Origin of the sequence: Pseudomonas sp. PSPC3-2 (assembly GCF_049897085.1) — a bacterium.
In the GTDB taxonomy this organism is placed as follows: Bacteria; Pseudomonadota; Gammaproteobacteria; order Pseudomonadales; family Pseudomonadaceae; genus Aquipseudomonas; species Aquipseudomonas paraveronii.
The window spans coordinates 218664-243686 of sequence record NZ_JAFCVO010000005.1; the positions used below are offsets into that span (position 1 = coordinate 218664).

Genomic DNA, 25023 nt, shown 5'->3' on the forward strand with positions numbered 1-25023 from the left:
GCGTGAGATTGCGTTATGGATGGTATTTTCCTGCAGCAACTGGTCAACGGCCTGACCCTCGGGTCGGTCTATGGCCTGATCGCCATCGGCTACACAATGGTCTATGGCATCATTGGCATGATCAACTTCGCCCATGGCGAGGTTTATATGATTTCCGCTTACCTCGCGGCGATCAGTCTGGCACTGCTGGCTTACTTCGGCATCGAATCCTTCCCGCTGCTCATTCTCGGCACTCTGGTCTTCACCGTCGTCGTTACCGGCGTTTACGGTTGGGTCATCGAACGGGTCGCCTACAAACCGCTGCGTAACTCCACCCGACTGGCACCGCTGATCAGCGCCATCGGGATCTCCCTGATCCTGCAGAACTACGCGCAGATCGCCCAGGGCGCCAAGCAACAAGGCATTCCTACCCTGCTGGCCGGCGCTTGGCGCGTCGATATCGGCACCGGGTTCGTCCAGTTGACGTACACCAAGGTCTTCATCCTGGTCGCTGCCTTCGCCGGCATGGCCTTGCTGACCTACATCATCAAGTACACCAAGCTCGGCCGCATGTGCCGCGCGACCCAGCAAGACCGCAAGATGGCCTCGATCCTGGGCATCAACACCGACCGCGTGATCTCCTACGTGTTTGTCATCGGTGCCGCCATGGCGGCCCTGGCCGGCGTGTTGATCACCCTCAACTACGGCACGTTCGACTTCTACGCCGGCTTCATCATCGGCATCAAGGCCTTCACCGCAGCGGTACTCGGCGGCATCGGTTCCCTGCCTGGGGCCATGCTGGGCGGGATCATCCTCGGTATTTCGGAGTCGCTGTTCTCGGGGTTGATCAACTCTGATTACAAAGATGTGTTCAGTTTCTCCCTGTTGGTGGTGATTCTGATTTTCCGTCCCCAGGGCCTGCTTGGTCGCCCACTCGTGGCGAAGGTGTAAACATGTCTGCTGCCAAATCGATTGATATCAAAAAAAGTGTGGTCGATACGGTCCTCGCCGGGCTGATTGCGTTGATCGTGTTCGGTCCGATCGTCGGCGTGGTGCTCGACGGCTACAGCTTCAACCTGCAACCTGCGCGCGTGGCGATCCTGGTCGCCATCGTGATGGCCGGTCGCTTCGCCCTCAGCCTGTTCCTGCAAACGCCCAAAGGCGTGAAGATTCTGCAGGGCTTCGAGAGCAGCGGTTCCGGCGTCCACGTGCTGGCGCCGGACTACAAGTCGCGGCTGCGCTGGATCATCCCGGCGCTGATCGTGATCGCCATCGTGTTCCCGATCTTCGCCAACAAGTACCTGCTCACCGTGGTGATCCTCGGGCTGATCTACGTGTTGCTCGGCCTGGGCCTGAACATCGTGGTCGGCCTGGCCGGCTTGCTCGACCTGGGTTACGTGGCGTTCTACGCGATCGGTGCCTACGGCCTCGCGCTGGGGTATCAATACCTCGGCCTGGGTTTCTGGACGGTGCTGCCGCTGGCGGCCATCGCGGCGGCGCTGGCGGGGTGCCTACTCGGCTTCCCGGTGTTGCGCATGCACGGCGATTACCTGGCAATCGTGACCCTGGGTTTTGGCGAAATCATCCGCCTGGTGCTGAACAACTGGCTGTCGTTCACCGGCGGGCCAAACGGTATGCCGGTGCCATCGCCGACCTTCCTCGGCCTGGAGTTCGGGCGTAAAGCGAAGGATGGCGGGATTCCGTTCCACGAGTTCTTCGGCATCGATTACAACCCCAACATCAAGTTCATGTTCATCTACATCGTGCTGTTCCTGGTGGTGCTGGCCGTGCTGTACATCAAGCATCGCCTGACCCGCATGCCGGTCGGCCGCGCCTGGGAAGCCTTGCGCGAAGATGAAATCGCCTGCCGTTCCATGGGCCTGAACCACGTGCTGGTCAAGCTCTCGGCCTTCACCATTGGTGCGTCCACCGCCGGTCTGGCCGGGGTGTTCTTTGCCAGCTACCAGGGCTTCGTCAACCCGTCGTCGTTCACTTTCTTCGAGTCGGCGCTGATCCTGGCCATCGTGGTACTGGGCGGCATGGGCTCGACGGTCGGCGTGGTGATCGCGGCGTTCGTCTTGACCGTGGCGCCGGAACTGCTGCGCAGCTTCTCCGAGTACCGCGTGCTGCTGTTTGGCGTATTGATGGTGGTGATGATGATCTGGCGACCGCGCGGCCTGATCCGGATCAGCCGTACCGGTGTGACCCCACGTAAAGGAGTGGCGCCATGAGCAAGGAAGTCGTCCTGTCCGTGGAACATCTGATGATGCACTTCGGTGGCATCAAGGCCTTGAGCGACGTAAGCCTCAAGGTCGAACGCAACTCGATCTTCGCCCTGATCGGCCCCAACGGCGCCGGCAAGACCACGGTGTTCAACTGCCTCACCGGCTTCTACAAAGCCAGTGGCGGCAAGATTGAGCTCAACGTGCGCGGCCAGAAGACCAACGTGATCCAACTGCTCGGCGAACGCTTCGAGGCCGTCGATTTCGTCTCGCCGAAAAGTTTCTTCAGCCGTGTGTACTACAAGATGTTCGGCGGCACCCACCTGGTGAACCGCGCCGGTCTGGCGCGGACCTTCCAGAACATTCGCCTGTTCAAGGAAATGTCGGTGCTGGAAAACCTGCTGGTCGCCCAGCACATGTGGGTCAACCGCAACATGCTCGCGGGCATCCTCAACACCAAGGGCTACCGCAAGGCTGAAAGCGACGCCCTCGACCACGCGTTCTACTGGCTGGAAGTGGTCGACCTGGTGGACTGCGCCAACCGCCTGGCCGGCGAACTCTCCTACGGCCAACAGCGCCGCCTGGAAATTGCCCGCGCCATGTGTACGCGGCCGCAGATCATCTGCCTCGACGAACCGGCAGCGGGCCTCAACCCCCAGGAAACCGAAGCCCTCAGCGCGATGATTCGCCTGCTGCGCGACGAACACGACCTCACGGTGGTGCTGATCGAACACGACATGGGCATGGTGATGAGTATTTCCGACCACATCGTGGTCCTCGACCACGGCAACGTGATTGCCGAGGGCGGGCCGGACGCGATCCGCAACGACCCGAAAGTGATTGCCGCCTACCTCGGCGCCGATGAGGAGGAGCTTGTATGAACGGGCCTATCCTCGAAATCAAGGACCTGGACGTGTTCTACGGGCCGATCCAGGCCCTGAAGAAAGTCTCGCTGCACATCAACGAAGGCGAAACCGTCAGCCTGATCGGCTCCAACGGCGCGGGTAAATCCACGCTGCTGATGTCGATCTTCGGCCAGCCACGGGCGGAGTCGGGGCAGATCATCTACAACGGCGTCGACATCACCCAAAAGTCGTCCCACTACATCGCGTCCAACGGCATCGCGCAGTCGCCGGAAGGGCGGCGGGTGTTCCCCGACATGACCGTCGAGGAAAACCTGCTGATGGGCACCATCCCCATCGGCGACAAGTTCGCTCAGGAAGACATGCAGCGCATGTTCGAGCTGTTCCCACGGCTCAAGGAGCGGCGTAACCAGCGGGCGATGACCATGTCCGGTGGCGAACAGCAAATGCTCGCCATCGCCCGCGCACTGATGAGCCGGCCCAAGTTGCTGCTGCTGGACGAACCGAGCCTGGGCCTGGCGCCGATTGTGGTGAAGCAGATCTTCGCGACCCTGCGCGAGTTGGCGGCCACCGGGATGACCATCTTCCTGGTGGAGCAGAACGCCAACCACGCGCTGCGTCTGTCAGACCGGGCGTATGTGATGGTCAACGGCGAGATTCGCCTGACAGGCACCGGTAAGGAACTGCTGGTGAATGAAGAGGTGCGTAACGCTTATCTGGGCGGACATTAAAAAACACGCGGCCCACATGAAAAGACGCCCTGACTTGCTCCAAGTCAGGGCGTTTTTTTATGCCGGGCGCCTAATCTCGAAATTGTGGAAAACAATTTTGGGACTTGTTGTCGCGCGGCATAAAGACGCTGCAAACACTTGTTTTGTCATGATTTTGACTTGTCCCCGATTGCTGTGGAACGGCCTGTGGGTAACGTGGGAGTAGCTGGCTGCAGGCCTTTGATTACGTGGGCTACAGAGGGTTGATCGGTTTTTGAGCAGGGCGTTTTTCGTAACCTGTCGAAGGTTTTGTCAACCTGTTTATCGAAACAGCAATATGACCAAAGCACGTCGTTCCAGCCTGTGGATAAGTCTGTGACTAAACTCTGGAAAGACTCCGGCAGGCGGCGTAATTACTGGCTTGGAGCCATCCCGTTACGCTGCTCTAATGTCCAGGATGGAGGAAGGGCTACATAAGCGCAGGGAGCGGGTCAAGCAAAAAACTTCCATGGACGTGCTGCAGGCCTTGTAGATAGCGGCTTGAGCAGTTTTCGACTTGCCCCCAAAGACTGTGGACCGCCCTGTGGATAAGGTGCGCGTAGCTGGCTGTGAGGTACGGCCAGCAAGGCTTGGGCGCCGCTGGGTGTTTTTTGTACAACGGCCTTGGCCCAACCCTCCCGATGAGGGGCATGGCGCCGGGTAATCTGCGCCATGCCCCTATAGGGGCGTCTGTGGTTTGACGACTGGAGTAACTGCATGACCGATAGCCCCGCCTCTGTTCCTGTGGCGCCTGGCAGCCCGACGCTGCGGCTGCGCGAGCGAATCCGCTATAACCTGGCCTTGCTGGATCTGCGCGGGCGCGGTTTTGTCTTGATCGGCGGGCTGTTGCTGCTGGCCTGGCTCAGTTCGGGCATCTACAAGGTGCAGCCCGACGAGCAAGGCATTGTGCTGCGCTTTGGCCGATGGCAGCAGACCGCCGAATCGGGGTTGCACTACCACTTGCCCTATCCGATCGAAACCGTCCTGCTGCCCCGGATCACTCAGGTCAACCAACTGCAATTGGGCAGCGGCGCCAGTGGCTTGAGCTCCGCCGGTAACGGCGCTCGGGACAAGCAGATGCTGACTGGCGACGAGAATATCGTCGAAGCCGATTGCACGGTGTTCTGGCGTATCAAAGATGCGCGTTTCTACCTGTTCAAGATCAGCGACCCTGAGCGCTCGGTGAAATTGGCCGCCGAGAGCGCCCTGCGGGAAGTCATCGGGCGCACGCCGATCCAGTCGGTGATGTCCGACAAGCGGGCGCAGATTGCCGATGAAACCCGCGACCTGCTCCAGCAACTGCTGGACCACGAACAAGCCGGAATCCTGATCACGCAGGTGCAATTGCAGCGGGTCGATCCGCCGCCCCAGGTGATCGATGCGTTCAACGATGTGCAACGCGCCCGTGCCGACCAGGAGCGTGCCCGCAACGAAGCCGAAGCCTACGCCAACGATGTGATCCCACGGGCCCGTGGCGATGCGGCGCGCATCACCCAAGACGCCGAAGCCTACAAGGCCCAGGTGGGCAACCTGGCTGACGGTGAGGCCAAGCGCTTTCTGTCGGTCTACAACAGCTACGTTCAATCCAAGGAGGTGACCGCCTGGCGCTTGTACATGGAGAGCATGGACGAAGTCTTGAAGAAGGCGTCCAAGGTCATCATCGATTCTTCAGGTAAAGGCATGTCTGGCGTGGTGCCTTATATGCCGCTGAGCGAGCAGGGCAAACCCGTGCAGAAGGACACCCGACCATGATCGGCAAACTCAAGTGGTTGGCTGCGGCCCTCGCGGCGGTGGCGCTCTGGGCGCTGGCGTCTTCGGCCTACGTGGTGGATGAGTCGCAGCAGGCGCTGATTATCCGCTTTGGTGCGCCGATGGGCGTGGCCGGCGAGCCGGGGCTGAAATTCAAGGTGCCGTTCAGTGATTCGGTGGTGTTCTATGACAGCCGCCTGCAAACCTTATTGTCTCCCGCCGAGCAGGTGATTCTGGGCGACCAGAAGCGTATTGAAGTGGAGACCTTCACGCGTTTTCGTATCAGCGACCCTCTGCGGTTCTACCAGGCGGTGGGCACCCTTGATCAAGCCAACGCGCAGTTGACGCAGATGGTCAGTTCCTCGGTGCGCCGGGAGTTGGGTGAGGTTGCCCTGCGTTCGTTATTGTCACCGGCACGTCGGGACGAAGTGGCCATCATCGAGAAAGACGTCGCCGACAAAGCCCGGTCCCTGGGGATTGAGGTCACCGAAGTGCGCCTGCACCGCGCGGATTTGCCGTTCGAAGCCAGCCAGGCTATTTACGATCGCATGAAGTCCGAGCGCCAGCGCGAAGCCAAGGAATTGCGTGCCCAGGGCTTCGAGTGGGCGCAGCAGATCCAGGCCAAGGCCGACCGCGACCGTACTGTGTTGCTGTCTGAAGTCCAGCGCCAGGCGGCGATCACCCATGGTGAAGCGGACGCCGATGCCAACCAGATTTTATCGCTGGCCTTCAGCAAGGACCCGGCGTTCTACAAGTTGTATCGTTCGTTGCAAACCTACCGCCAGACCTTGGCCGAGAGCCAGCCGATGCTGGTGTTGACGCCCTCCGCGGAATTCCTCAAACAGTTTCAAACCGGGCCTGCGGCTGTCAGTGGGAAATGACGGCCCTTCGCGTTCCCGCTGACAGCAAGGCGTTGTGCCGGCGCCTCATAGGGCGTCGGGCTCAGCGGTACTCTGGGATGACGCCCTCTTTGTTCAGGAATTTTCTGCATGTTATTTGAAGGTGCGCTGCACGGGCTGAGTATGGTCTTTCAGGTGTTTGTCCTGGACTTGATCCTGTCTGGCGACAATGTGCTGGTCATTGCCCTGGCCTGTCGAGGCCTGCCGGCAGAGCAAGTGCGGCGGGCGGTGATGATCGGCACCAGCGGGGCGATTATCCTGCGCGTACTGTTGACGACCCTGGCCGGCTGGCTGCTGCTGGTGCCTTGGTTCAAGTTGGCCGGGGCGCTGTTGTTGGTGGTGATTGCAATCCGTTTACTCTGCGAAGAAGAAGCAGCAGAAGACGGCCAGCCACCGGTTCCTTCGCTGATGACCCTCGGCAGTGCGGTGCTGACGGTGTTGAGCGCCGACCTGATCATGAGCCTGGATAACGTGGTCGGGCTGGCGGCTGTGGCGCAAGGCAATCTGTTCTATCTGGTGCTGGGCCTGCTGTTGAGCGTGCCGATGTTGATGTTCGGTAGCGTCTGGGTCAGTGGCCTGTTGCAGCGTTATCGGATGCTGGTGCCGGTGGGGGGCGCCCTGTTGGGGTACATCGCGGGTGACATTGCGGTATCCGATCCGGTGGTGGTGGGGTGGGTCAATACTCAGTCCCCCGCGCTGAACCAGGTAGTGCCGTTGTTGTGTGCTGTCTTTGTGCTGGTCCAGTCAGGGATTATCCAGCGCCAACGTCTACGCTTGCCCCGGCCTGCGCCCAGGTTGCGAACGGTGGTGCCGGTGCCGGTGATTGAGCCGGTGCTGATGCTGGCGCAGGTGCAGTCGCTGCCGCTGCCGCTGCCGCGTGAGCCGGTTGCGCCACAGCCTGTCGAGGTACTCGCGGAGGCTCGCCACGAAAAGCGCCCCTATGCGGGGCTGATCCGCGTGCTTACCGGTATCGTCGTGATTCTGCTGGCCAGCGGGTTGCTATACGGCCTGATTGGCGGTTTGTCTGGCCACCTGATGCCCACGCCACAGAAGGACAACGCTTACCTCTGTACCGGCGCGAGCACTACGCTTTACTTCCGACCGGGTGGCAGCACGGTGCGCCTGGTGGCCGGTGGCGGTGAAGCCAAAGGCTACGTGGACTACAAGAAAATCCTATGGGAAAACCCCCAGAGCGCAGAGCGTGATTTGCACCTGAGCCTGCCGGATGAAATCGAAAAAACCAGCGCCACGGTGGTGACCTTGAACGGAGGCAGCTTCGCACAGATCCAATGTGCCTTAAGCCGATAGACGGCGCGGTTGCCGCTGCGCGCCGAGCCGGGCATGCTGCTCACGGTTTTTATCTGTGGCTACAGCGGCCCTTCGAGGAGAGCAACATGACATCCACTCTGTTTATCACCGGCGCCACGTCCGGTTTCGGCGAAGCCTGCGCCCGTCGGTTTGCCGAAGCCGGCTGGAAACTGGTGCTCACCGGTCGTCGTGCCGAGCGTTTGAACGCGCTGGTCGAAGAGCTTTCCAAGCAGACCGAAGTACACGGCCTGGTGGTCGACGTGCGTGACCGCAAGGGCATGGAAGACGCTATCGCCAACCTACCGCCGTCGTTCGCCACGCTGCGTGGCCTGATCAACAACGCCGGCCTGGCCGTGGGCACCGACCCCGCGCCCAAGTGCAGCCTCGACGACTGGGAAACCATGGTCGATACCAACATCAAGGGCCTGCTGACCACCACCAGCCTGCTGCTGCCACGCCTGATCGCTCATGGTCGCGGTGCGGGGATCGTCAACCTGGGCTCCATCGCCGGCAGCTACCCGTACCCGGGCAGCCACGTGTATGGCGGTTCCAAAGCGTTCGTGAAGCAATTCTCGCTGAACCTGCGCTGCGACCTGCAAGGCACCGGCGTGCGCGTGACCAACATCGAGCCGGGCCTGTGCGAAAGCGAGTTCTCCCTGGTGCGCTTCGGCGGCGACCAGGCGCGCTACGACGCCACCTACGCTGGCGCCGAGCCGATCCAGCCGCAGGACATCGCCGACACCATCTTCTGGGTGCTGAACACCCCGGCGCACGTCAACATCAACCGCCTGGAGCTGATGCCGGTGAGCCAGACCTGGGCCGGGTTTGCGATTGAGCGTGGGGCCAAGTAAGGGGTTAGACCGAGTCGCCTGCATCGGGGGCAAGCCCCCTCCCACATTTGAATGGGTTCACACATCAAAATCTGTGAACCCAATCCAGTGTGGGAGGGGCGGTGCGACGATTCGACTTGCCCCCGATGAGGCCCCTGAGGTCAACCGAAAACCTTGACCAACCCCTGATAACAAGTCGCCAGATGATACGGCGTGGTCGACGGCATATCCCGTCGGCTCACGCTGCCCTGGGCATCCAGGCACTCATGCCAGCCTTTGGCATGCAGGAAGCGTTGCTGCAACGCAAGCAACTGGCGCCGCAGCACGGCTTCGCTGCCCGGGCGCAAGGTCAATGCGCGCAGGTATTCCGCCTGCGCCCAGATGCGCTGGGTGCCGTCGCGCACACTGCCGTCCAGGGTGAGCATGCCGCTGACCGCACCAGTCTGCTTATCCACACCCTTGTGCTCGGCATAAGCAAAGGCCCGCGTCAGCGAAGCATGCAGCGGTGTGCCGCGCAGCACGTCTGAAGACTCGAGCAAGAAGAACCATTCGAACTGGTGCCCCGGCTCAAACCAGTTATCCACAGCACCCAGCGGTTTTTCCATCATCACGCCATGCTGGGGCTCGATGAAACGCTGCTGCATGGCCGTCGCCAAGGCCAGTAATGCGCTTTGCACCTCGGCGTCTGCACGCACCGCCAGGGTGGCGAGGAAGCCTTCAGCCAGGTGCATCAACGGGTTTTGCAATGGGCCGGACTTGAGCGACGACCAGTTACGCTCCAGCACCGCCTCGTACAGGCCATCGCCGCTGGCGAAGCGTTGGGCGACCACTTCCAGCGCCGCATTTAACACCGACTCCACCAGCGGTTCGCGCACTTTGGCCCAGTAATGGGCGCAGGCGAAGATGATGAAGGCGTGGGTGTAGAGATCCTTGCGCTTGTCCAGCGGCTGGCCGGCGGGGTCGATGCTGTAGAACCAGCCGCCGTGCTCGGCGTCGTGGAAATGCCGTTGCAGCGAGCGGAACAACTCGGCGGCGCGGTCTTCGGCAAAGGCTGCGCCGGGTTCGCCGATCAGGCTGGCGAACAGGTACAACTGCCGGGCGCAGGCCATGGCACGGTAGCGTTGCGGCGGCAACGGCCGGTGGTCGGCGTCCAGCGCCTCATAGGGCAGCGCCAGCTCGGCGTTCCAGCCCGGGCCCTGCCAGAGCGGCACGATCAGGTCATGGAAGTGCGTGAGCACGGCATTCAAGGAAGGCTGAGGGGCGGAGCTTGGAGCGATGGGCATCGGCTGGCGTCGTCACGGCAGGGGTGTAGGCGCGCATGGTAGCAGGCTTGGGAGCGGTGGTGTCTGCGCCACCGCTATCGGGGGCAAGCCCCCTCCCACAGGTTTGAGCTGTGAACCCAAGCGAATGTGGGAGGGGCGGTGCGACGATTCGACTTGCCCCCGATGAGGCGCTTAATCGCGCCGCAAATCAGCCAGCCAGTAACCAAACCCCAGTCGCCGCCGAAGCCGCCCCGGCAACCCGCACCAACGGCGCCGCCGCAGTCGGCAGCCAGCGCACCACGGCATAACCGGCCGCGTGCAACACAGCGGTTGCGCCGACAAATCCGGCGGCATACGCCCAAGGGCTGGACATGTCCGGCAGCTCCAAACCATGGGCCACGCCGTGGAACAGCGCGAACAACGCCGTGGCCCCCAGCGCCATGAACAATGGCGGCCGCACCGCCAGCGCAACGGCCAGGCCCAGGGCCAGCACCGAAGCGGCAATCCCGCTTTCCAGCGCCGGCAACGCCAGGCCTTCAAAGCCCAATAGGCCGCCCAGCAGCATAGTGCCGACGAAGGTGCAGGGCAGCGCCCAACGCGCCGCGCCTTTTTGCTGGGCGGCCCACAAACCGACCGCCACCATGGCCAGCAAATGGTCGAGACCGCCCAATGGATGGCTGATACCCGCCACCAGGCCGTTGTCACCGTGACCCGGGTGAGCGAAGGCCAGGGCTGGGGCGAGCAGCAGGGCGGCGGCGGTGAAGAGTTTTTTCAGGCTCATGGACAGCTTCCTTATGGGTTGATCAGGCCGCGGTCAGCAGGCCCTGGCGTTCGATGAAGGCGACGATCTCATCCAGGCCGACGCCGGTTTTCTGGTTGCTGAACACAAAGGGTTTACCGTTGCGCATGCGTTGGGTGTCGCTGTTCATCAGCTCCAGCGAGGCACCGACCAGGGGCGCTAGGTCGATCTTGTTGATCACCAGCAGGTCGGATTTGCAGATACCCGGACCGCCTTTGCGCGGCAGCTTGTCGCCGGCCGACACATCGATCACATAGATGGTCAGGTCCGACAGCTCCGGGCTGAACGTCGCCGACAGGTTATCGCCGCCCGACTCGACCAGGATCAGGTCCAGGCCGGGAAAGCGCCGGTTCAGTTGGTCCACCGCTTCCAGGTTGATCGAGGCGTCTTCACGGATCGCCGTGTGCGGGCAGCCGCCGGTTTCCACGCCGATGATGCGTTCGGGCGCCAGGGCCTGATTGCGCACCAGGAAGTCGGCGTCTTCGCGGGTATAGATGTCGTTGGTGACCACCGCCAGGTTGTAGCGATCGCGCAAGGCCAGGCACAGGGCCAGGGTCAGGGCCGTCTTGCCGGAGCCCACCGGGCCGCCGATGCCGACACGCAAAGGTTGTGTGTTCATGTGCTTCTCCAAAATAAAAGGCGCCAAAGTAAACGCGCTTATGAACGGAACAGGCGGCTGTACTGGCGCTCGTGGGCCATGCACGCCAGGGACAGGCCGAACGCGGCGCTGCCCAAATGGTTGGGCTCGATGCGGCCGGCGTCCTGTTGGGCGTGCTGCAGCAGGGGCAGCAGTTCACTGGTCAGGCGCTGCGCGGCTTGCTGGCCGAGCGGCAGGGTTTTCATCAGCACGGTCAATTGGTTTTCCAGCCAGCTCCACAGCCAGGCGGCGAGGGCGTCGTCCGGGCTGATGCCCCAGGCGCGTGCGGCCAAGGCCCAGCCCAGCGCCAGATGCGGCTCGGCGTGTTGTGCGAGAAAATCACGCGCCGCGTCGTCCAGTTCCGGCAGGCCGTTGAGCAGTTGCTGCAGGGAGTACCCCATCTGCCGGCTCTCCTGATACAGCTCGCGGGTCTCGCGACTGGCGCGGTGTTCTTCGCACCGTTGCGCCAGTTGCGACCAATCGCCGGCCACGGCGGCGCGGCAATGCGCGAGCAACAGTGGCGCTTCGAAACGCGCGAGGTTGAGCAGCAACTGGTCGCTGATCCAACGGCGGGCGCCGGGCGCATCCTTGACGCGGCCATTTTCCACGGCCATTTCCAGGCCCTGGGAATAGCTGTAGCCGCCAATCGGCAATTGCGGACTGGCCAGACGCAGCAGCGCCCAGGCTGGGTTCATAAACGCACGCCGAATTGATGCAGCTTCGGCGGGTAGTTGAAATCTTCATCGCCATGGCGCGAATGATGGTGCCCGCCGCCGTAGGCCCCGTGTTCCGGTTGGAACGGCGCTTCGAGGCTTTCGGTCTGCGCGCCCAGTTGTTCAAGCATGGCCTTGAGCACGTAATCATCCAGCAGGCGCAGCCAGCCGTCGCCCACTTGCAAGGCCACATGGCGATTGCCCAGGTGATACGCGGCGCGGGTCAGTTCAAATGCGTTGCGGCAGGTGACGTGCAGCAATTGTTCAGGGCGCGCGCAGACACGCACGACACGTCCGTCTTCAGCCTGTAGGAACTCGCCATCGTGCAGCGGCGGCTGGCCACGCTCCAGGAACAGGCCGACGTCTTCGCCGTCGGCACTGAAACAGCGCAGGCGGCTTTTGCTGCGGGCTTCGAAGTTCAGCAGCAACTCGGCGGCCCAGAGGGCTTGCGGGGCGATTCGGCGGTGGATCACCAGCATCAGAAGGCTTCCAGCTATGAGCGATAAGAGAGCTAGAGCAAGGGGCTTGCCAATCACGTGCGGGGGTAGGAATTCCCTGTAGGTAAACAGGCCGTGCCACCGAATAGGGCGTCAGCTATTTTTCTGCGTGCTTCAATTTGGTGCGCGCACTGGAAGTGTGGCACTGGATGGGTGCATTTGTGTGGATATCGTGTACGTGCAGTATGAAGTTTCCTTCATCTATTTCGCACTTGTACTTTTTCGGATTTCTCCTACGCGGTAACCGGATTCGGCGTTCAAAAAGCTACGCACTATTTCTTTAGGATTTGCGCCGTCTTTACACCACAGCGATGTTCGTCATGTTCAAGTCATTTTTCTTTTTAATCCTTTTCTCTCTCTCTTGTGTCATCTCATCGGCCTCGGCCAACCTGAAATCCCAATCGACCTTCGGCTCTTCGCTGCAAGGTGTTCCATCGTCTTCGGTGGCGAATGTGATCGACCGCGCCCATGCCTTGCTGGGCACGCCTTACAAATGGGGCGGCAGCTCGGCCGAGCAGGGGTTTGATTGCAGCAGTTTCCTGGTCTATCTGTTCAAGACCGAAGCCAACATTCATATCCCGCGTACCACGGCGGCGATGCACCGTTCAACGGCCGCGACCGTCAAGCGCAACGAGCTCAAGCCGGGGGACGCGGTGTTTTTCAAAGGCAACGGGCGCGGCCAGGTCAGCCATGTGGGGCTGTATATCGGCGAAGGTAAATTCATTCATTCGCCGCGGGCCGGCAAGAACGTGCGCATCGATTCGCTCGGCAACAACTACTGGAACAAGAACTACACCGGCGCCAAGCGTTTCCATAAAGCGGGTTGACGGCTTACTCGGTGCTGCCGAGGCCCTGCCAGTGCTTGAGGCCAATGAAGATGAAGCGCAACTGCTGGGTGATTTTCGCCTGGGGCGTGAGATGGGCGGGCAGCGCGTGGGCGGGCGGGTCGATGATGTCAGGCAGGGTGGCGAACACACTTTTGACGATCAGGTCGGCCATCACGTGCAGGCCGTCGGCATCCAGGTGCTGGAGCTTGGGCATCAAGGTCAGGTCGGCGGCCAGGTCACGGGTGATGTCTTCGCGCAAGGCGCCGATGGCTTGGCGCACGGCGAGGCAGCCACCGTACTGTTCGCGGGCCAGGAACAGGAATTGCGAACGATTGGCTGAGACCACATCCAGGAAGATCCGCACGGACGCATCGATAATGCCGCCCATCACGAATTCGTTGTGGCGCACCAGGCGGATCGTAGCGCGGAAGGTCTGGCCGACTTCGCTGACCAGCACCAGGCCCAGTTGGTCCATGTCGGCAAAGTGACGATAGAACCCGGTGGGCACGATCCCGGCCGTCTTGGCCACTTCGCGCAGGCTCAGGCTGCCGAACCCACGGCCACACTCCATCAGATGGCGGGCTGCGTCCATCAGGGCGAGGCGGGTCTGTTGCTTCTGTTCGGCACGGGGCAGCATGGCAGGCGGGCTTTGTCGGCAAGTACAGCGACGCACTCTAGCAAAACCGCTTCATTGACGTCGAACTTGGCGGGGGATTGCTGCGTGGATACGTGACACGTTCTGCAAAAAGTCAAAAGCCCGATCCAGGGATCGGGCTTTTTTCCGGGCCACCACGGGCTTAGCTCTGAGCTTGATGCAGTTCTTGCAGACGGTCAGCACCACCTTCAGCAACACCTTGGGTGTAGGCGCGTTCGTTGGCTTGTTCAGCACCACCTTCAACCAGACCTTTCTCTTCCAGGCGGTTGCGGCCGTTTTCGGTTACACCTTCGGTGTAAGCGCGTTTGTTGGCTTGTTCCGAACCATTTTCAGCAACGGCACCTTTGGCGTAGTCACGGTTCTCTTCTTCTTGCGACCCGCTACGGGCGAGGGTTTGGCTGAACTGAACGGCATCGGCTTTGACTTGTGGGATCGCTTGTTCAGCGGCCGGCAGGGCAAAAGCACTGGAAGCGAGGACAGACAGCAGCACGGTAGCGAGTACTTGGCGTTTCATGATCGGTTGCTCCTTGGGAGGGCGATTAAGTGGGTACGGGGCTAATGCTACTCTCGATAAGTCGATATAAAAGTTCATAAACACAATGGTAATAATCAACGGAATTGATTGTTCTCGTAGGAGGCTCTAAGTCGTGCCTCTCAAGCCCGCGGTTTTGCACCGTACTGGGTATTTTCGACACGCACCTGGGTACCAATGGTGCGCTGGCGTAGGAAAAAACTGTCGAGGCGGTCAGAAAAATGGGTTTTTTCTGGCAAAACGCCGATCGGGTTAAACCCCGGGGTGGTTTGCCAGTCCTAGCTGTATAAGTTGTCTTAAGGGCTGTGACTCGGCCAGTCGTATTCAGGAGTTCTGTGCAATGACGCGCACTCGTAAAATCGTCGCTTGGTGTTGCGCCAGCATCGTTCTGTCAATCGTCGTGGTGGTGGTGTTTTTGTTGTTCTTCGACTGGAACCGCATCAAACCGCCGCTCAATGCCAAGGTCTCCGAAGAACTGCATCGCCCGTTTGCCGTCAATGGCAACCTGGCGGTGGTGTGGCGCCGTGAACTGGACCAGGGTGGCTGGCGTGCCTGGGTGCCATGGCCCCATGTGATCGCCGAAGACCTGAGCCTGGGCAACCCCGAGTGGTCGAAAACCCCGCAAATGGTCACGCTCAAGCGAGTGGAACTGCGTATCTCACCGTTGGCCTTGCTGGTGCAGCGCGTGGTGATCCCGCGCATCGACCTCACCGAGCCGAGCGCCGAGTTGCAGCGCCTGGCCGATGGGCGTGCCAACTGGGTATTCACATTTGATCCCAAGGACCCCAACGCTGAGCCCTCCAACTGGGTGGTGGAGATCGGCGCCATCGGCTTCGACAAGGGCCACGTGACGCTCGACGACCAGACCCTCAAAACCCAGCTGGACGTGATCGTCGACCCGTTGGGCAAACCCATCCCCTTCGGTGAAATCGTCGGCGAGACGGATGCCAAAAAGGCCCTGGAAAAAGGCGCGGCCCCCCAGGACTACGCGTTCGGTCTCAAGGTCAAAGGCCAGTACCACGGCCAGAAACTCGACGGCAGCGGCAAGATCGGCGGCCTGCTCGCTTTGCAGGACGCGGCCAAGCCGTTCCCGCTGCAAGCCCAGGTGAACATCGCCGACACCCGCATCGCCCTGGCCGGCACCCTGACCGACCCGCTCAATCTCGGCGCCCTGGACCTGCGCTTGAAACTCGCAGGCGCAAGCCTGGGCAACCTGTACCCGCTGACCGGTGTCACCCTGCCGGACTCGCCGGCCTATTCCACCGACGGGCACCTGATCGCCCAACTGCACCAAGCCAGCGGCGCGACGTTCCGCTACGAAAACTTCAACGGCAAGATCGGCGCCAGCGATATCCACGGCAACCTGGCCTACGTCGCCAGCCAGCCACGCCCCAAACTCAGCGGCACGCTGGTGTCCAATCAACTGTTGATGGCCGACCTTGCCCCCTTGATCGGTGCTGATTCCAACGCCAAGCAAAAGGCCCGGGGCGGGATGAGTAAACAGCCGGCGACCAAAGTACTGCCGGTGGAAGCCTTCCGCACCGAGCGTTGGCGTGACATGGATGCCGACGTCGAATTCACCGGCAAACGCATCGTCCACAGCACCGACTTGCCCTTCACCGACCTCTACACGCACCTGGTGCTCACCGACGGCGAACTGAGCCTGCAACCCCTGCGGTTCGGCGTGGCTGGCGGCAAGCTCGATGCGCAGATTCGCCTGAACGGGCGCGTCACGCCAATGGAAGGCCGCGCCAAATTGACCGCGCGCAACTTCAAGCTCAAGCAGTTGTTCCCGACCTTCGAACCGATGAAAACCAGCTTTGGCGAACTCAATGGCGATGCGGATATTGCCGGGCGCGGCAACTCGGTGGCGGCGTTGCTGGGCTCGGCCAACGGCGACCTGAAGATGCTGATCAACGACGGCGCCATCAGCCGGGGGCTGATGGAAATCGTCGGGCTCAACGTGGGCAACTACGTCGTCGGGCGTTTGTTTGGCGACAAGGAAGTGAAGATCAACTGCGCAGCGGCGGACTTCGGCATCAAGACCGGGCTCGCGACCACACGCTTGTTTGTGTTCGATACCGAGAACGCGATCATCTACATCGATGGCACGGCGAACATGGCCTCGGAGCAGCTTGACCTGACCATCACCCCGGAGTCGAAAGGCTTCCGCCTGTTCTCCCTGCGCTCACCGCTGTATGTGAACGGTCCGTTCATCAAACCGAATGCCGGCGTGAAAGCCATCCCCCTGGCACTGCGCGGCGCCGGCATGGTCGCGTTGGGGATCATCGCCGGCCCGGCCGCCGGGTTGCTGGCACTGGTCGCGCCGAGCGGTGATGTGCCCAATCAGTGCGCGCCGTTGTTGCAGCAGATGAAGGAAGGCAAGGCGCCGAAGACTGTGAAAGGTTGATTCGGCGCTAATGCCGGTCAGTTAAGCGATAGAGCGGGCAACCGCTAACCCGTGGCGAGGGAGCAAGCTCCCTCGCCACAGTGACAGTGTTCTTCCCTACCTGCTCACACTCTCGTCCATGGCGGGGATGGCCCTATCATGGTTTCTGACGAACTGACGGTCAAAAGGGGAAGCGGGCTAACCCGCTTCCCCCTTTTTAGATGCGCAGTCATTTACAGACTTTCGAGAATATCCGCCATGTCATCCGCATGCTCTTCTTCCTGAGCCAGGATTTCTTCAAGCAGACGGCGAGTGGTCGGGTCTTTATCGCCGATGTACTGGATGATTTCGCGGTAGCTGTCGACCGCAATCCGCTCGGCGACGAGGTCTTCGTAGACCATTTCCTTCAAATTGTTGCCGGCCACGTATTGCGCGTGGGCGTTCTTCGACAGCAGGTCCGGGTTGAATTCCGGCTCGCCACCCAACTGCACGATACGTTCGGCGAGTTTGTCGGCGTGTTCGCCTTCCTGGGTCGCATGTTCGAGGAATTCTTCAGCGGCGATCTGCGCTTTCACGCCGCTGGCCATGAAGTAGTGGCGCTTGTAGCGCAGCACGCAGACCAGTTCAGTGGCCAGCGAGGCGTTGAGCAGGCGAATGATCTCTTCGCGGTCGGCGCCGTAGCCTTCGGTCACGGCGCCGTTTTCGACGTTCTGGCGGGCGCGCTGGCGCAGGGTCGCAACGTCAGTCAAGTGTGCTTCGGTCATCTCAATCTCCTGGTGCTAATCCGGTTTTACGCCACGCTCTGCCGGCGTGATCGCTCCAAGGTGTGAGTCGTGCGCAACGCAAAAAGTTTTATTGGATTTACCGACAGGTGTCATCAGCGCGTCGCCGGATTGGGTTAGCCTGCTCGCATCCTTTCTTGATCAAGGACGTTCGCTTCATGTCGCAGTCGTTAGCCACGCGTTACCCCTTGGTGCTGGTGCCGGGCATGCTGGGGTTTGTGCGCCTGGGGTTGTTTCCTTACTGGTATGGCATCGTCCCGGCGCTGCGGGCGGGTGGGGCGCAGGTGTTTGCGGTGCAGGTGGCGCCGCTCGATGCCAGTGAGGTGCGCGGTGAGCAGTTGCTGGTGCAGGTCGAGCGGATTCGCCGCGAAACCGGCGCCGACAAGGTCAACCTGATCGGCCATAGCCAGGGCGCGCTCACCGCGCGTTATGCCGCCGCCAAGCGCCCGGAGTGGATCGCGTCGGTGACGTCGGTGGCCGGGCCCAATCACGGCTCGGAGCTGGCGGATTATTTCCATGCCCATTACCCGATGGACAGCGTCAAAGGCCGGGTCGTCAGCGCGCTGTTTCACTTGGTCGCCGCCGTCATGAGCCTGCTCGAAACCGGCTACCGTGGCCCGCGCTTCAAGGCGGACCTGCACGCCTCGCACCAGTCGCTGACCCGCGCGGGGGTGGCGTTGTTTAATCGTGAATATCCCCAGGGATTGCCGCAGACGTGGGGCGGGCAGGGCGCCGAAGCGGTGAATGGCGTGCGCTATTACTCGTGGTCCGGCACCTTGCAACCGGGTAAGACCGATCGCGGGCGCAACCTGTTCGATGGCACGAATCGCAGTTGTCGCCTGTTCGCCCGCAGCTTCGTGCGCGAAAAGGGCCAGTGCGATGGCATGGTCGGGCGCTACAGCTCACACCTGGGCACGGTGATCGGCGATGACTACGCCCTCGACCATTTCGATATCGTCAACCAGTCGCTGGGGTTGGTGGGCAAGGGGGCGCAGCCGATCCGCTTGTTTGTCGAGCATGCGCGGCGGCTCAAGGCGGCTGGGGTGTAGCAGATGCACCGCGTTATCGTTCATCGGGGGCAAGCCCCCTCCCACAGTTGACCGAGGCGCCAGGGCGAACGCGGTCCAATGTGGGAGGGGGCTTGCCCCCGATAGCGATAGCTCAGGCAACGCCCAGCTTGCGGCCAACCGGCGTGGTCCAGCGCTCCGACAAAATCACCCCGCCCAACGTCAACAGCCCGCCCACCAGGTGATACGGCGCCAACGCTTCCTTCAACACCAGCGCCGCAATCAGCGCGGTAATCAGCGGCAGCAGGTTGAAAAACAACGTGGTGCGGCTCGGCCCCAGGGTTTTGACCGAGTGCATCCAGGCCAACGGCGCGAGCATCGAGGCCAGCAGGCAGGCGTACAGCACCAACGGGATATTCGCCCAGCCCAGCCCGGCTTTTGCCGAAAACAGAAACAGCGGAAACAGCACCACCACCGCCACCAGCACCTGCAAATACAGCAACACCAACGGCGGGAGGCGCAGCTGCCATTTTTTCAGCAGGGTGCTGTAGACCGCGTAGGCCAGGGTGGCGACCAGCATCATCGCGTCGCCCAGGTTGACCCCGTGTTGCAGCAACGCGCCCAGGCTGCCGGACGACACCACCACCACCACGCCGGCGAACGACAGCAGCGCGCCGCTCAGTGCGCCAAACGTCAGGCGTTGGCCGAGGCTGATGATCGCCGCCGTCAACGCCATCAATGGCATCAGCGACAGGATGATGCCCATGTTGGTGGCGCTGGTCAGCGACGCGGCGTAATAGGCCAGGCTTTGATACACCGCCATGCCCAGCACGCCGAGGATAAATATCTTGCCCAGGTTCGGGCGGATGATCGGCCACTGCGCAATCACCGGCTTGAGCATGAACGGGGTAAACAGCAGCGCCGCCAGCAACCAGCGGTAGAAGCCAATTTCAGCGGGGAAGATCGAACCCACGGCCAGTTTGTTGACCACGGTGTTGCCGGCCCAGATGAAAATGGCCAGCAGGGGATACGCGTATTGCATTGAAAGCAGCCCAATGTGTTGATGAGGCGCGATTATCCCTCTGTCTGGATCGAAGCCTATACTGCGATCCAGACAAACGACCTCTGAATCCAGACAACATGCCCAGACACACCGTCCGCCTTGCGGATTTCCCCAGCCTGCCGAGCCCGGTGTACTTCCGTTACTCCGATTTTGCCCCGAACACCGAATGCACCCCGCACCGGCACTTCTGGGGTTCGTTGGATTATTCGGCCAGCGGGGTGATGCGCATGGAAGTGGCCGGCAGCCGCTTTATGTCGCCGCCGCAGTACGCGGTGTGGATACCGCCGGACACCGAGCACAGTTCCTACAATGCCCAGGCAATTGTCTACCGCTCGGTGGGCCTCGCCCCGGCGTTGTGCGCGCAACTGCCCAAGCAGCCTTGTACCCTGGCGATCAGCGATATCCTCAAGGCGATTCTCAGTGACTTCGCCCAGCGTGACGTCAACATCCCCCACACCGAAGCCGATATCCGCCTGGCCCAGGTGTTGGTGGACCAGCTCAAGCAGGCACCGGTCCACGATGGTTTCCTGCCCTACGCGCGCCAATCCGGGCTGCTCGGCGTGCTCGAAGGCATGCAGGCCGAACCGGGGGATAGCCGCCCCTTGGCGCAATGGGCCGAGCAGGTGCATGTGAGCGAACGCACCCTGGCCCGCCAATTTGTGCGCGAGCTGGGCATGAGCTTCGGCGAATGGCGCCAGCGCCTGCGCTACCTGGCAGCCATCGAAGCCCTCGACAGCGAGCGCAGCGTGCAACAGGTGGCCTTCGACCTCGGCTACAGCACCGCCTCGGCGTTTATCGCGATGTTCCAGCGCCACGCCGGCTGTACCCCGGAGCAGTACCGACGGGCAAACATCCGTGGCCGGTGAAGATGTTACAAGGTTTGGCTACACTCGTCGGTAGGCCGTGCCGTCCGGCACGGTAACAGGGAGAAAACTCCATGAAGATGCTGCGAATTCCGTTGTTGATGATGGGCCTGATGCTGTGTTCCCAAGGTTTTGCCGCGACCGCCCAGCAAACTAAAATGACCACCTGCAATGCCGAGGCCACCACCAAGACGCTCAAGGGCGAGGAGCGCAAGACCTTCATGAAAACCTGCCTGTCGGCGCCGGCGGCCAATGATGCGAAGACATTGACCCCGCAGCAGCAGAAGATGAAGGATTGCAATGCGTCGGCGAAAACCAAGGCGCTGATTGGCGATGCACGCAAGACGTTCATGAGCACCTGCCTCAAAGGCTGATGGCGATTTCGCGGCCGCTGAAGAGCAAATGTGTGAGGCTGGCTTGCCTGCGATAGCACGCCAGCTCCCACACTTGATCGCATTCACCACCGATCCCCTCGCTTGATTCCGCCAAGGCTGGCAGACTGCCCATCCTTTAACGCCGTTCGTTTTGAGGCTGTATGCCAACGTTTTCTCAGCGTCACGTGTTGTTGCTGGCCAGTTACATCATCATTTTCGGCGGGTTACTGCTGGTTCTGCCGCTGAAGTTACTGCCCAGCCTGCTGGCCGGTCTGTTGGTGTTTGAACTGGTCAACATGCTTACCCCTCAACTGCAACGGCTGATCGAAGGTCGGCGTGCGCGCTGGCTCGCCGTCGCCTTGCTCGGCACCTTGATCGTCAGCGTGTTGGCCCTGATTTTTGCCGGCGCGATCAGCTTCCTGCTCCACGAAGCGGAAAATCCCGGGGCCTCCCTCGACAAATTCATGGGCGTGGTCGACCGCGCGCGCGGCCAACTGCCACCGTTTCTCGATGCCTACCTGCCCGCCAGCGCCGCCGAATTCCGGGTGGCCATTGGCGACTGGATCAGCAAACACCTGAGCGACCTGCAACTGGTGGGCAAAGATGCCGCCCACATGTTCGTCACCCTGCTGATCGGCATGGTGCTCGGCGCGATCATGGCGCTGCAGCGCGTGCCTGACCTGACCAAACGCAAACCCTTGGCCGCCGCGCTGTTCGATCGTCTGCACCTGTTGGTCCAGGCGTTTCGTAACATCGTCTTTGCACAGATCAAGATCGCGGCCCTCAACACCGTGTTTACCGCCGTGTTCCTCGCCGTGGTGCTGCCGCTGTGCGGGATTCACCTGCCGCTGACCAAAACCCTGATCGTGCTGACCTTCCTGCTCGGCCTGCTGCCGGTGATCGGCAACCTGATGTCCAACACCCTGATCACCATCGTCGCGCTGTCGCTGTCGATCTGGGTGGCGGTGGCGGCGCTGGGGTATTTGATCGTGATCCACAAGGTCGAGTACTTCCTCAACGCGCGGATCGTCGGCGGGCAGATCAGTGCCAAATCCTGGGAGTTGTTGTTGGCGATGCTGGTGTTCGAGGCCGCGTTCGGCCTACCAGGCGTGGTGGCTGGGCCGATTTACTACGCGTATTTGAAGAGTGAGTTGAAGCTCGGTGGGATGGTCTGAGTGTGGGAGGGGCGGTGCGACGATTCGACTTGCCCCCGATAGCGATGTGTCAGTCAATATTCCTGGTGACTGACCCACTGCAATCGGGGGCAAGCCCCCTCCCACAATTTAGATTGCATTTCAAAAGTTGGAGGCGGCGGAGCGGGTCAATCAACTAATGGCAACCCTCCTCAACGCCCAGCCTTGATGCAATCCAATGTGGGAGGGGGCTTGCCCCCGATAGCGGAGTTTCAGTCGATGCAGGTATCAACTGAGCGAATGCCATCGGGGGCAAGCCCCCTCCCACATTTTGATTTTCAGTGCCCGTGAGTTGAGGGCAGATCAGCAGCCGTAGCGCTTGCTCGCCTCAATCGCCAACCCGCTACCGATACTGCCAAAGATATTCCCTTCCACATGCCGCGCATTCGGCAGCATCGCCGAGATGCTGTGGCGCAGCGCCGGAATGCCGCTGGAACCGCCGGTAAAGAACACCGTGTCCACCTGCGCCACGTCCACCGACGCGTCGGTGAGCAATTGGGTGACGCTGTTACGCACGCGCTCGAGCAGCGCATCGATGGCCGACTCGAACAGCGCACGGCTCAGGTCCACGCTCAACCCTGGCTCCACCCGGTCGAGCAGCACATGGCGGCTGTTTTCGTGGGTCAGCTGGATCTTGGTTTCTTCGACTTCCATCGCCAACCAGTGGCCGGCACGCTGTTCGATCAGCTTGAACAGGCGGTCGATGCCGCCGGTGTCTTCGATGTCGTAGCGCATGCTGCCCAACGCCAGCTGGGATTTTTGCGAGTACACCGAGTTGATGGTGTGCCACGTGGCCAGGTTCATGTGGTGGCTGGTGGGCATGTAGGCGCCGCTTTTCATGCGGCTGCCGTAGCCGAACAGCGGCATCATGCCGGCCAGCGAGAGCTGTTTGTCGAAGTCGGTACCGCCGATGTGGACGCCGCCGGTGGCGAGGATGTCGTCGTGGCGGTTGTCGTTGTGACGACGGTCCGGCGACAGGCGCACCAGCGAGAAGTCCGAGGTACCGCCGCCGATGTCGACAATCAGCACCAGCTCTTCTTTTTCGATGGTGGACTCGTAGTCGAAGGCCGCGGCAATCGGTTCGTACTGGAACGAGATGTCCTTGAAGCCGATCTTGCGTGCCACGTCGACCAAGGTGTTTTCGGCTTCCTGGTCGGCCATCGGGTCGTCATCGACGAAAAATACCGGGCGACCCAGCACCACTTCTTCGAACTCGCGGCCGGCAGCAGTTTCGGCGCGGCTCTTGAGTTGGCCGATAAACAGCGCCAGCAAGTCGGTGAACGGCATCGCGGTGCCCAGCACGCTGGTGTCATGCTTGATCAGCTTGGAACCCAGCAGGCTCTTGAGCGAGCGCATCAGCCGGCCTTCGTAGTTCTCCAGGTATTCGTGCAGCGCCAGGCGACCGTAGACCGGGCGGCGCTCCTCGAAGTTGAAGAACACCACCGACGGCAAGGTGATTTTGTCGTCCTCCAGCGCGATAAGCGTTTCCATGCCGGGACGAATCCAGCCGACGGTGGAGTTGGACGTGCCAAAGTCGATGCCGCAGGCACGGGCTGGGGATGGGTTTTTCATGTCTATCGGGTTCCGGTTGAAAAACGGCCGCGCAGTGTATGCCACCCGCGCGCAGATGCGTAGGCCGACGATCTGTTAAATAGCCGGCCGCGCGCCTTGAAAGACCAGCGTTTGCCCCCAACTTGTCCAGCATACGGTCGGTGGCTGCAAGGTTATTCGTGCGGTGCCGATAAACTTCTGACGCAGCCATCGGCTTGGGATTGAGTTCAGTCAATCCAAACGCTGCAAACCGGCGCATGCTGTGCCGCTGGCTGTGCGATATCGATGACGGAGGGTGACCCCCCAGATGGACTTTAAAGACTATTACAAGATCCTTGGCGTGGAGCCGACGGCGGACGACAAGGCGATCAAGACCGCCTATCGCAAGCTGGCGCGCAAATATCACCCGGACGTGAGCAAGGAAAAAGACGCCGAAGCCAAGTTCAAGGACGCGTCTGAAGCCTATGAAGCGCTGAAAAGCGCCGACAAGCGCGCCGAGTACGATGAGTTGCGCAAATACGGCCAGCATGGCCAGCCGTTCCAGGGGCCACCGGGCTGGCAGAGCCGTGGCGGCTACAGTGGCGGCGAGGATCAGGGGGATTTTTCGGACTTTTTCAGCTCGATCTTCGGCGCCCGTGGCGACGGCTTCAGCGGCGGTCAGCGCCGCAGTACCGGGCGCAAAGGCCAGGATGTGGAGATGCAACTGTCGGTGTTTCTTGAAGAGACGCTGTCCACCGAGTCCAAGCAGATCAGCTTCCAGGTACCGCAATACGACGCTTCGGGCCGGCATGTCAGCAACACCGTCAAGAGCCTGAACGTGAAGATCCCCTCCGGGGTCACCGACGGGGAGCGCATCCGCCTCAAAGGCCAGGGCGCACCGGGCATTGGCGGTGGGGCCAACGGTGATCTGTACCTGATCGTCAAGTTTGCGCCGCACCCAACATTCGAGGTCGAAGGCGAAAACCTGGTGATCACCGTGCCGGTGGCACCGTGGGAACTGGCGTTGGGCACCGAAGTCGCCGTGCCGACCCTGACCGGCAAGATCAACCTCAAGGTCCCGGCCGGCAGCCAGAACGGCCAGCGCATGCGCGCCAAGGGCCATGGCCTGATGAACAAGGGCGGGCAGCGCGGTTATCTGTTCATCCAACTGAAAGTGGTGATGCCCAAAGAGGCCAGCGAGGAAGTGCTCGGGTTGTGGAAGGCACTGGCCGACAGCGCCGCCTTCGATCCGCGCAAAGGCTGGAACAACTGATCCACCCGGGCAACTGTCTTGCATAGTT

General features: G+C 61.4%; 25 protein-coding genes. 15 read left to right on the plus strand and 10 right to left on the minus strand.

All coding sequences use genetic code 11. The annotated features are described in order from the left end of the window. Window positions 1–15: 15 nt before the first annotated feature. The 8 genes from ACP7CJ_RS11105 (at window position 16) to ACP7CJ_RS11140 (ending at window position 8620) form a co-directional block, all read left to right on the plus strand. On the plus strand, window positions 16–930 hold the full coding sequence (locus ACP7CJ_RS11105; RefSeq protein ID WP_048727385.1) for an ABC transporter permease subunit: 915 nt from the start codon (window positions 16–18) through the stop codon (window positions 928–930). A 2-nt stretch (window positions 931–932) separates the two neighbouring features. Continuing rightward, a complete protein-coding gene (livM, locus tag ACP7CJ_RS11110) occupies window positions 933–2210 on the plus strand; it encodes a high-affinity branched-chain amino acid ABC transporter permease LivM (RefSeq protein WP_276196256.1) in 1278 nt (425 codons plus the stop codon). Beyond that, entirely contained in the window at window positions 2207–3082 is an 876-nt protein-coding gene (locus ACP7CJ_RS11115) for an ABC transporter ATP-binding protein (RefSeq protein WP_247397735.1), read from the plus strand. Before livM ends, ACP7CJ_RS11115 begins: the two co-directional genes overlap by 4 nt. After that, the gene (locus ACP7CJ_RS11120; protein ID WP_276196258.1) at window positions 3079–3795 is read left to right on the plus strand and encodes an ABC transporter ATP-binding protein; all 717 of its coding nucleotides are present in this window, start codon (window positions 3079–3081) and stop codon (window positions 3793–3795) included. The genes ACP7CJ_RS11115 and ACP7CJ_RS11120 overlap by 4 nt, the downstream gene beginning before the upstream one ends. A gap of 735 nt (window positions 3796–4530) precedes the next feature. Beyond that, window positions 4531–5565, plus strand: a complete 1035-nt coding sequence (gene hflK, locus ACP7CJ_RS11125) for an FtsH protease activity modulator HflK (protein WP_426100377.1) — start codon at window positions 4531–4533, stop codon at window positions 5563–5565. Beyond that, complete coding sequence (gene hflC / locus ACP7CJ_RS11130; protein WP_276196261.1) at window positions 5562–6443, plus strand: protease modulator HflC; 882 nt, start codon at window positions 5562–5564, stop codon at window positions 6441–6443. The genes hflK and hflC overlap by 4 nt, the downstream gene beginning before the upstream one ends. Window positions 6444–6551: 108 nt before the next feature. Beyond that, complete coding sequence (locus tag ACP7CJ_RS11135) at window positions 6552–7769, plus strand: TerC family protein (RefSeq protein ID WP_426100375.1); 1218 nt, start codon at window positions 6552–6554, stop codon at window positions 7767–7769. Between the two features lie 86 nt (window positions 7770–7855). After that, window positions 7856–8620: an SDR family oxidoreductase gene (locus ACP7CJ_RS11140; protein ID WP_276196265.1), complete on the plus strand. Its 765-nt coding sequence runs from the start codon at window positions 7856–7858 to the stop codon at window positions 8618–8620. Between the two features lie 140 nt (window positions 8621–8760). Here the strand turns inward: ACP7CJ_RS11140 and ACP7CJ_RS11145 are convergent, their stop codons facing one another. The 5 genes from ACP7CJ_RS11145 to ureE form a co-directional block, all read right to left on the minus strand. Next, a complete protein-coding gene (locus ACP7CJ_RS11145; RefSeq protein WP_426100373.1) occupies window positions 8761–9882 on the minus strand; it encodes an AGE family epimerase/isomerase in 1122 nt (373 codons plus the stop codon). Between the two features lie 187 nt (window positions 9883–10069). Continuing rightward, window positions 10070–10642: a HupE/UreJ family protein gene (locus ACP7CJ_RS11150; RefSeq protein ID WP_426100371.1), complete on the minus strand. Its 573-nt coding sequence runs from the start codon at window positions 10640–10642 to the stop codon at window positions 10070–10072. 22 nt (window positions 10643–10664) lie between these two features. Then, entirely contained in the window at window positions 10665–11279 is a 615-nt protein-coding gene (gene ureG, locus ACP7CJ_RS11155; protein ID WP_017849719.1) for an urease accessory protein UreG, read from the minus strand. A 38-nt stretch (window positions 11280–11317) separates the two neighbouring features. Further along, entirely contained in the window at window positions 11318–11992 is a 675-nt protein-coding gene (locus tag ACP7CJ_RS11160; RefSeq protein ID WP_426100369.1) for an urease accessory protein UreF, read from the minus strand. Then, complete coding sequence (ureE, locus tag ACP7CJ_RS11165) at window positions 11989–12489, minus strand: urease accessory protein UreE (RefSeq protein WP_247400546.1); 501 nt, start codon at window positions 12487–12489, stop codon at window positions 11989–11991. The genes ACP7CJ_RS11160 and ureE overlap by 4 nt, the downstream gene beginning before the upstream one ends. Before the next feature lie 338 nt (window positions 12490–12827). On the opposite strand from ureE, the gene ACP7CJ_RS11170 reads away from it, so the two are divergent. Beyond that, on the plus strand, window positions 12828–13334 hold the full coding sequence (locus tag ACP7CJ_RS11170) for a C40 family peptidase (RefSeq protein ID WP_426100367.1): 507 nt from the start codon (window positions 12828–12830) through the stop codon (window positions 13332–13334). A gap of 4 nt (window positions 13335–13338) precedes the next feature. Here the strand turns inward: ACP7CJ_RS11170 and ACP7CJ_RS11175 are convergent, their stop codons facing one another. Then, window positions 13339–13971, minus strand: coding sequence for a TetR family transcriptional regulator (locus ACP7CJ_RS11175; RefSeq protein ID WP_253393162.1), 633 nt, complete (start codon window positions 13969–13971; stop codon window positions 13339–13341). A 160-nt stretch (window positions 13972–14131) separates the two neighbouring features. Next, window positions 14132–14503, minus strand: a complete 372-nt coding sequence (locus ACP7CJ_RS11180; protein WP_276196274.1) for a hypothetical protein — start codon at window positions 14501–14503, stop codon at window positions 14132–14134. Window positions 14504–14861: 358 nt separating this feature from the next. On the opposite strand from ACP7CJ_RS11180, the gene ACP7CJ_RS11185 reads away from it, so the two are divergent. After that, complete coding sequence (locus ACP7CJ_RS11185) at window positions 14862–16931, plus strand: AsmA family protein (protein ID WP_276196275.1); 2070 nt, start codon at window positions 14862–14864, stop codon at window positions 16929–16931. Window positions 16932–17143: 212 nt separating this feature from the next. Here the strand turns inward: ACP7CJ_RS11185 and ACP7CJ_RS11190 are convergent, their stop codons facing one another. Then, a complete protein-coding gene (locus ACP7CJ_RS11190; protein ID WP_276196276.1) occupies window positions 17144–17674 on the minus strand; it encodes a ferritin-like domain-containing protein in 531 nt (176 codons plus the stop codon). Between the two features lie 176 nt (window positions 17675–17850). Here ACP7CJ_RS11190 and ACP7CJ_RS11195 point away from each other — a divergent pair, with 176 nt between their 5' ends. After that, the gene (locus ACP7CJ_RS11195; RefSeq protein ID WP_426100365.1) at window positions 17851–18741 is read left to right on the plus strand and encodes an esterase/lipase family protein; all 891 of its coding nucleotides are present in this window, start codon (window positions 17851–17853) and stop codon (window positions 18739–18741) included. Window positions 18742–18853: 112 nt separating this feature from the next. On the opposite strand, the gene ACP7CJ_RS11200 is transcribed toward ACP7CJ_RS11195, so the two are convergent. Further along, entirely contained in the window at window positions 18854–19741 is an 888-nt protein-coding gene (locus ACP7CJ_RS11200; protein WP_426100363.1) for a DMT family transporter, read from the minus strand. 98 nt (window positions 19742–19839) lie between these two features. On the opposite strand from ACP7CJ_RS11200, the gene ACP7CJ_RS11205 reads away from it, so the two are divergent. The 3 genes from ACP7CJ_RS11205 to ACP7CJ_RS11215 all read left to right on the plus strand — a co-directional run bounded on the left by ACP7CJ_RS11205 (window position 19840) and on the right by ACP7CJ_RS11215 (window position 22174). Next, the gene (locus ACP7CJ_RS11205) at window positions 19840–20628 is read left to right on the plus strand and encodes an AraC family transcriptional regulator (protein WP_276196282.1); all 789 of its coding nucleotides are present in this window, start codon (window positions 19840–19842) and stop codon (window positions 20626–20628) included. Window positions 20629–20699: 71 nt separating this feature from the next. Beyond that, entirely contained in the window at window positions 20700–20999 is a 300-nt protein-coding gene (locus ACP7CJ_RS11210; RefSeq protein ID WP_276196284.1) for a PsiF family protein, read from the plus strand. A gap of 161 nt (window positions 21000–21160) precedes the next feature. Then, window positions 21161–22174, plus strand: coding sequence for an AI-2E family transporter (locus tag ACP7CJ_RS11215; RefSeq protein ID WP_276196285.1), 1014 nt, complete (start codon window positions 21161–21163; stop codon window positions 22172–22174). Between the two features lie 321 nt (window positions 22175–22495). Here the strand turns inward: ACP7CJ_RS11215 and ACP7CJ_RS11220 are convergent, their stop codons facing one another. After that, complete coding sequence (locus ACP7CJ_RS11220) at window positions 22496–23764, minus strand: Hsp70 family protein (protein ID WP_247400746.1); 1269 nt, start codon at window positions 23762–23764, stop codon at window positions 22496–22498. A gap of 286 nt (window positions 23765–24050) precedes the next feature. Here ACP7CJ_RS11220 and ACP7CJ_RS11225 point away from each other — a divergent pair, with 286 nt between their 5' ends. Next, on the plus strand, window positions 24051–24995 hold the full coding sequence (locus tag ACP7CJ_RS11225; protein ID WP_276196287.1) for a DnaJ C-terminal domain-containing protein: 945 nt from the start codon (window positions 24051–24053) through the stop codon (window positions 24993–24995). Window positions 24996–25023: the final 28 nt, after the last annotated feature.

What these genes read in the sequence shown, in the direction of transcription:
- ACP7CJ_RS11135 (WP_426100375.1), top strand. Translation starts at nt 6,552, where the DNA reads ATGTTATTTGAAGGTGCGCTGCACGGGCTGAGTATGGTCTTTCAGGTG.
- hflK (WP_426100377.1), top strand. Translation starts at nt 4,531, where the DNA reads ATGACCGATAGCCCCGCCTCTGTTCCTGTGGCGCCTGGCAGCCCGACG.
- ACP7CJ_RS11225 (WP_276196287.1), top strand. Translation starts at nt 24,051, where the DNA reads ATGGACTTTAAAGACTATTACAAGATCCTTGGCGTGGAGCCGACGGCG.
- ACP7CJ_RS11120 (WP_276196258.1), top strand. Translation starts at nt 3,079, where the DNA reads ATGAACGGGCCTATCCTCGAAATCAAGGACCTGGACGTGTTCTACGGG.
- hflC (WP_276196261.1), top strand. Translation starts at nt 5,562, where the DNA reads ATGATCGGCAAACTCAAGTGGTTGGCTGCGGCCCTCGCGGCGGTGGCG.
- ACP7CJ_RS11220 (WP_247400746.1), bottom strand. Translation starts at nt 23,764, where the DNA reads ATGAAAAACCCATCCCCAGCCCGTGCCTGCGGCATCGACTTTGGCACG.
- ACP7CJ_RS11150 (WP_426100371.1), bottom strand. Translation starts at nt 10,642, where the DNA reads ATGAGCCTGAAAAAACTCTTCACCGCCGCCGCCCTGCTGCTCGCCCCA.
- ACP7CJ_RS11115 (WP_247397735.1), top strand. Translation starts at nt 2,207, where the DNA reads ATGAGCAAGGAAGTCGTCCTGTCCGTGGAACATCTGATGATGCACTTC.
- ACP7CJ_RS11160 (WP_426100369.1), bottom strand. Translation starts at nt 11,992, where the DNA reads ATGAACCCAGCCTGGGCGCTGCTGCGTCTGGCCAGTCCGCAATTGCCG.
- ACP7CJ_RS11205 (WP_276196282.1), top strand. Translation starts at nt 19,840, where the DNA reads ATGCCCAGACACACCGTCCGCCTTGCGGATTTCCCCAGCCTGCCGAGC.
- ACP7CJ_RS11215 (WP_276196285.1), top strand. Translation starts at nt 21,161, where the DNA reads ATGCCAACGTTTTCTCAGCGTCACGTGTTGTTGCTGGCCAGTTACATC.
- ACP7CJ_RS11170 (WP_426100367.1), top strand. Translation starts at nt 12,828, where the DNA reads ATGTTCAAGTCATTTTTCTTTTTAATCCTTTTCTCTCTCTCTTGTGTC.
- livM (WP_276196256.1), top strand. Translation starts at nt 933, where the DNA reads ATGTCTGCTGCCAAATCGATTGATATCAAAAAAAGTGTGGTCGATACG.
- ACP7CJ_RS11175 (WP_253393162.1), bottom strand. Translation starts at nt 13,971, where the DNA reads ATGCTGCCCCGTGCCGAACAGAAGCAACAGACCCGCCTCGCCCTGATG.
- ACP7CJ_RS11145 (WP_426100373.1), bottom strand. Translation starts at nt 9,882, where the DNA reads ATGCCCATCGCTCCAAGCTCCGCCCCTCAGCCTTCCTTGAATGCCGTG.
- ACP7CJ_RS11210 (WP_276196284.1), top strand. Translation starts at nt 20,700, where the DNA reads ATGAAGATGCTGCGAATTCCGTTGTTGATGATGGGCCTGATGCTGTGT.
- ACP7CJ_RS11190 (WP_276196276.1), bottom strand. Translation starts at nt 17,674, where the DNA reads ATGACCGAAGCACACTTGACTGACGTTGCGACCCTGCGCCAGCGCGCC.
- ACP7CJ_RS11185 (WP_276196275.1), top strand. Translation starts at nt 14,862, where the DNA reads ATGACGCGCACTCGTAAAATCGTCGCTTGGTGTTGCGCCAGCATCGTT.
- ACP7CJ_RS11140 (WP_276196265.1), top strand. Translation starts at nt 7,856, where the DNA reads ATGACATCCACTCTGTTTATCACCGGCGCCACGTCCGGTTTCGGCGAA.
- ureE (WP_247400546.1), bottom strand. Translation starts at nt 12,489, where the DNA reads ATGCTGGTGATCCACCGCCGAATCGCCCCGCAAGCCCTCTGGGCCGCC.
- ACP7CJ_RS11105 (WP_048727385.1), top strand. Translation starts at nt 16, where the DNA reads ATGGATGGTATTTTCCTGCAGCAACTGGTCAACGGCCTGACCCTCGGG.
- ACP7CJ_RS11195 (WP_426100365.1), top strand. Translation starts at nt 17,851, where the DNA reads ATGTCGCAGTCGTTAGCCACGCGTTACCCCTTGGTGCTGGTGCCGGGC.
- ACP7CJ_RS11200 (WP_426100363.1), bottom strand. Translation starts at nt 19,741, where the DNA reads ATGCAATACGCGTATCCCCTGCTGGCCATTTTCATCTGGGCCGGCAAC.
- ACP7CJ_RS11180 (WP_276196274.1), bottom strand. Translation starts at nt 14,503, where the DNA reads ATGAAACGCCAAGTACTCGCTACCGTGCTGCTGTCTGTCCTCGCTTCC.
- ureG (WP_017849719.1), bottom strand. Translation starts at nt 11,279, where the DNA reads ATGAACACACAACCTTTGCGTGTCGGCATCGGCGGCCCGGTGGGCTCC.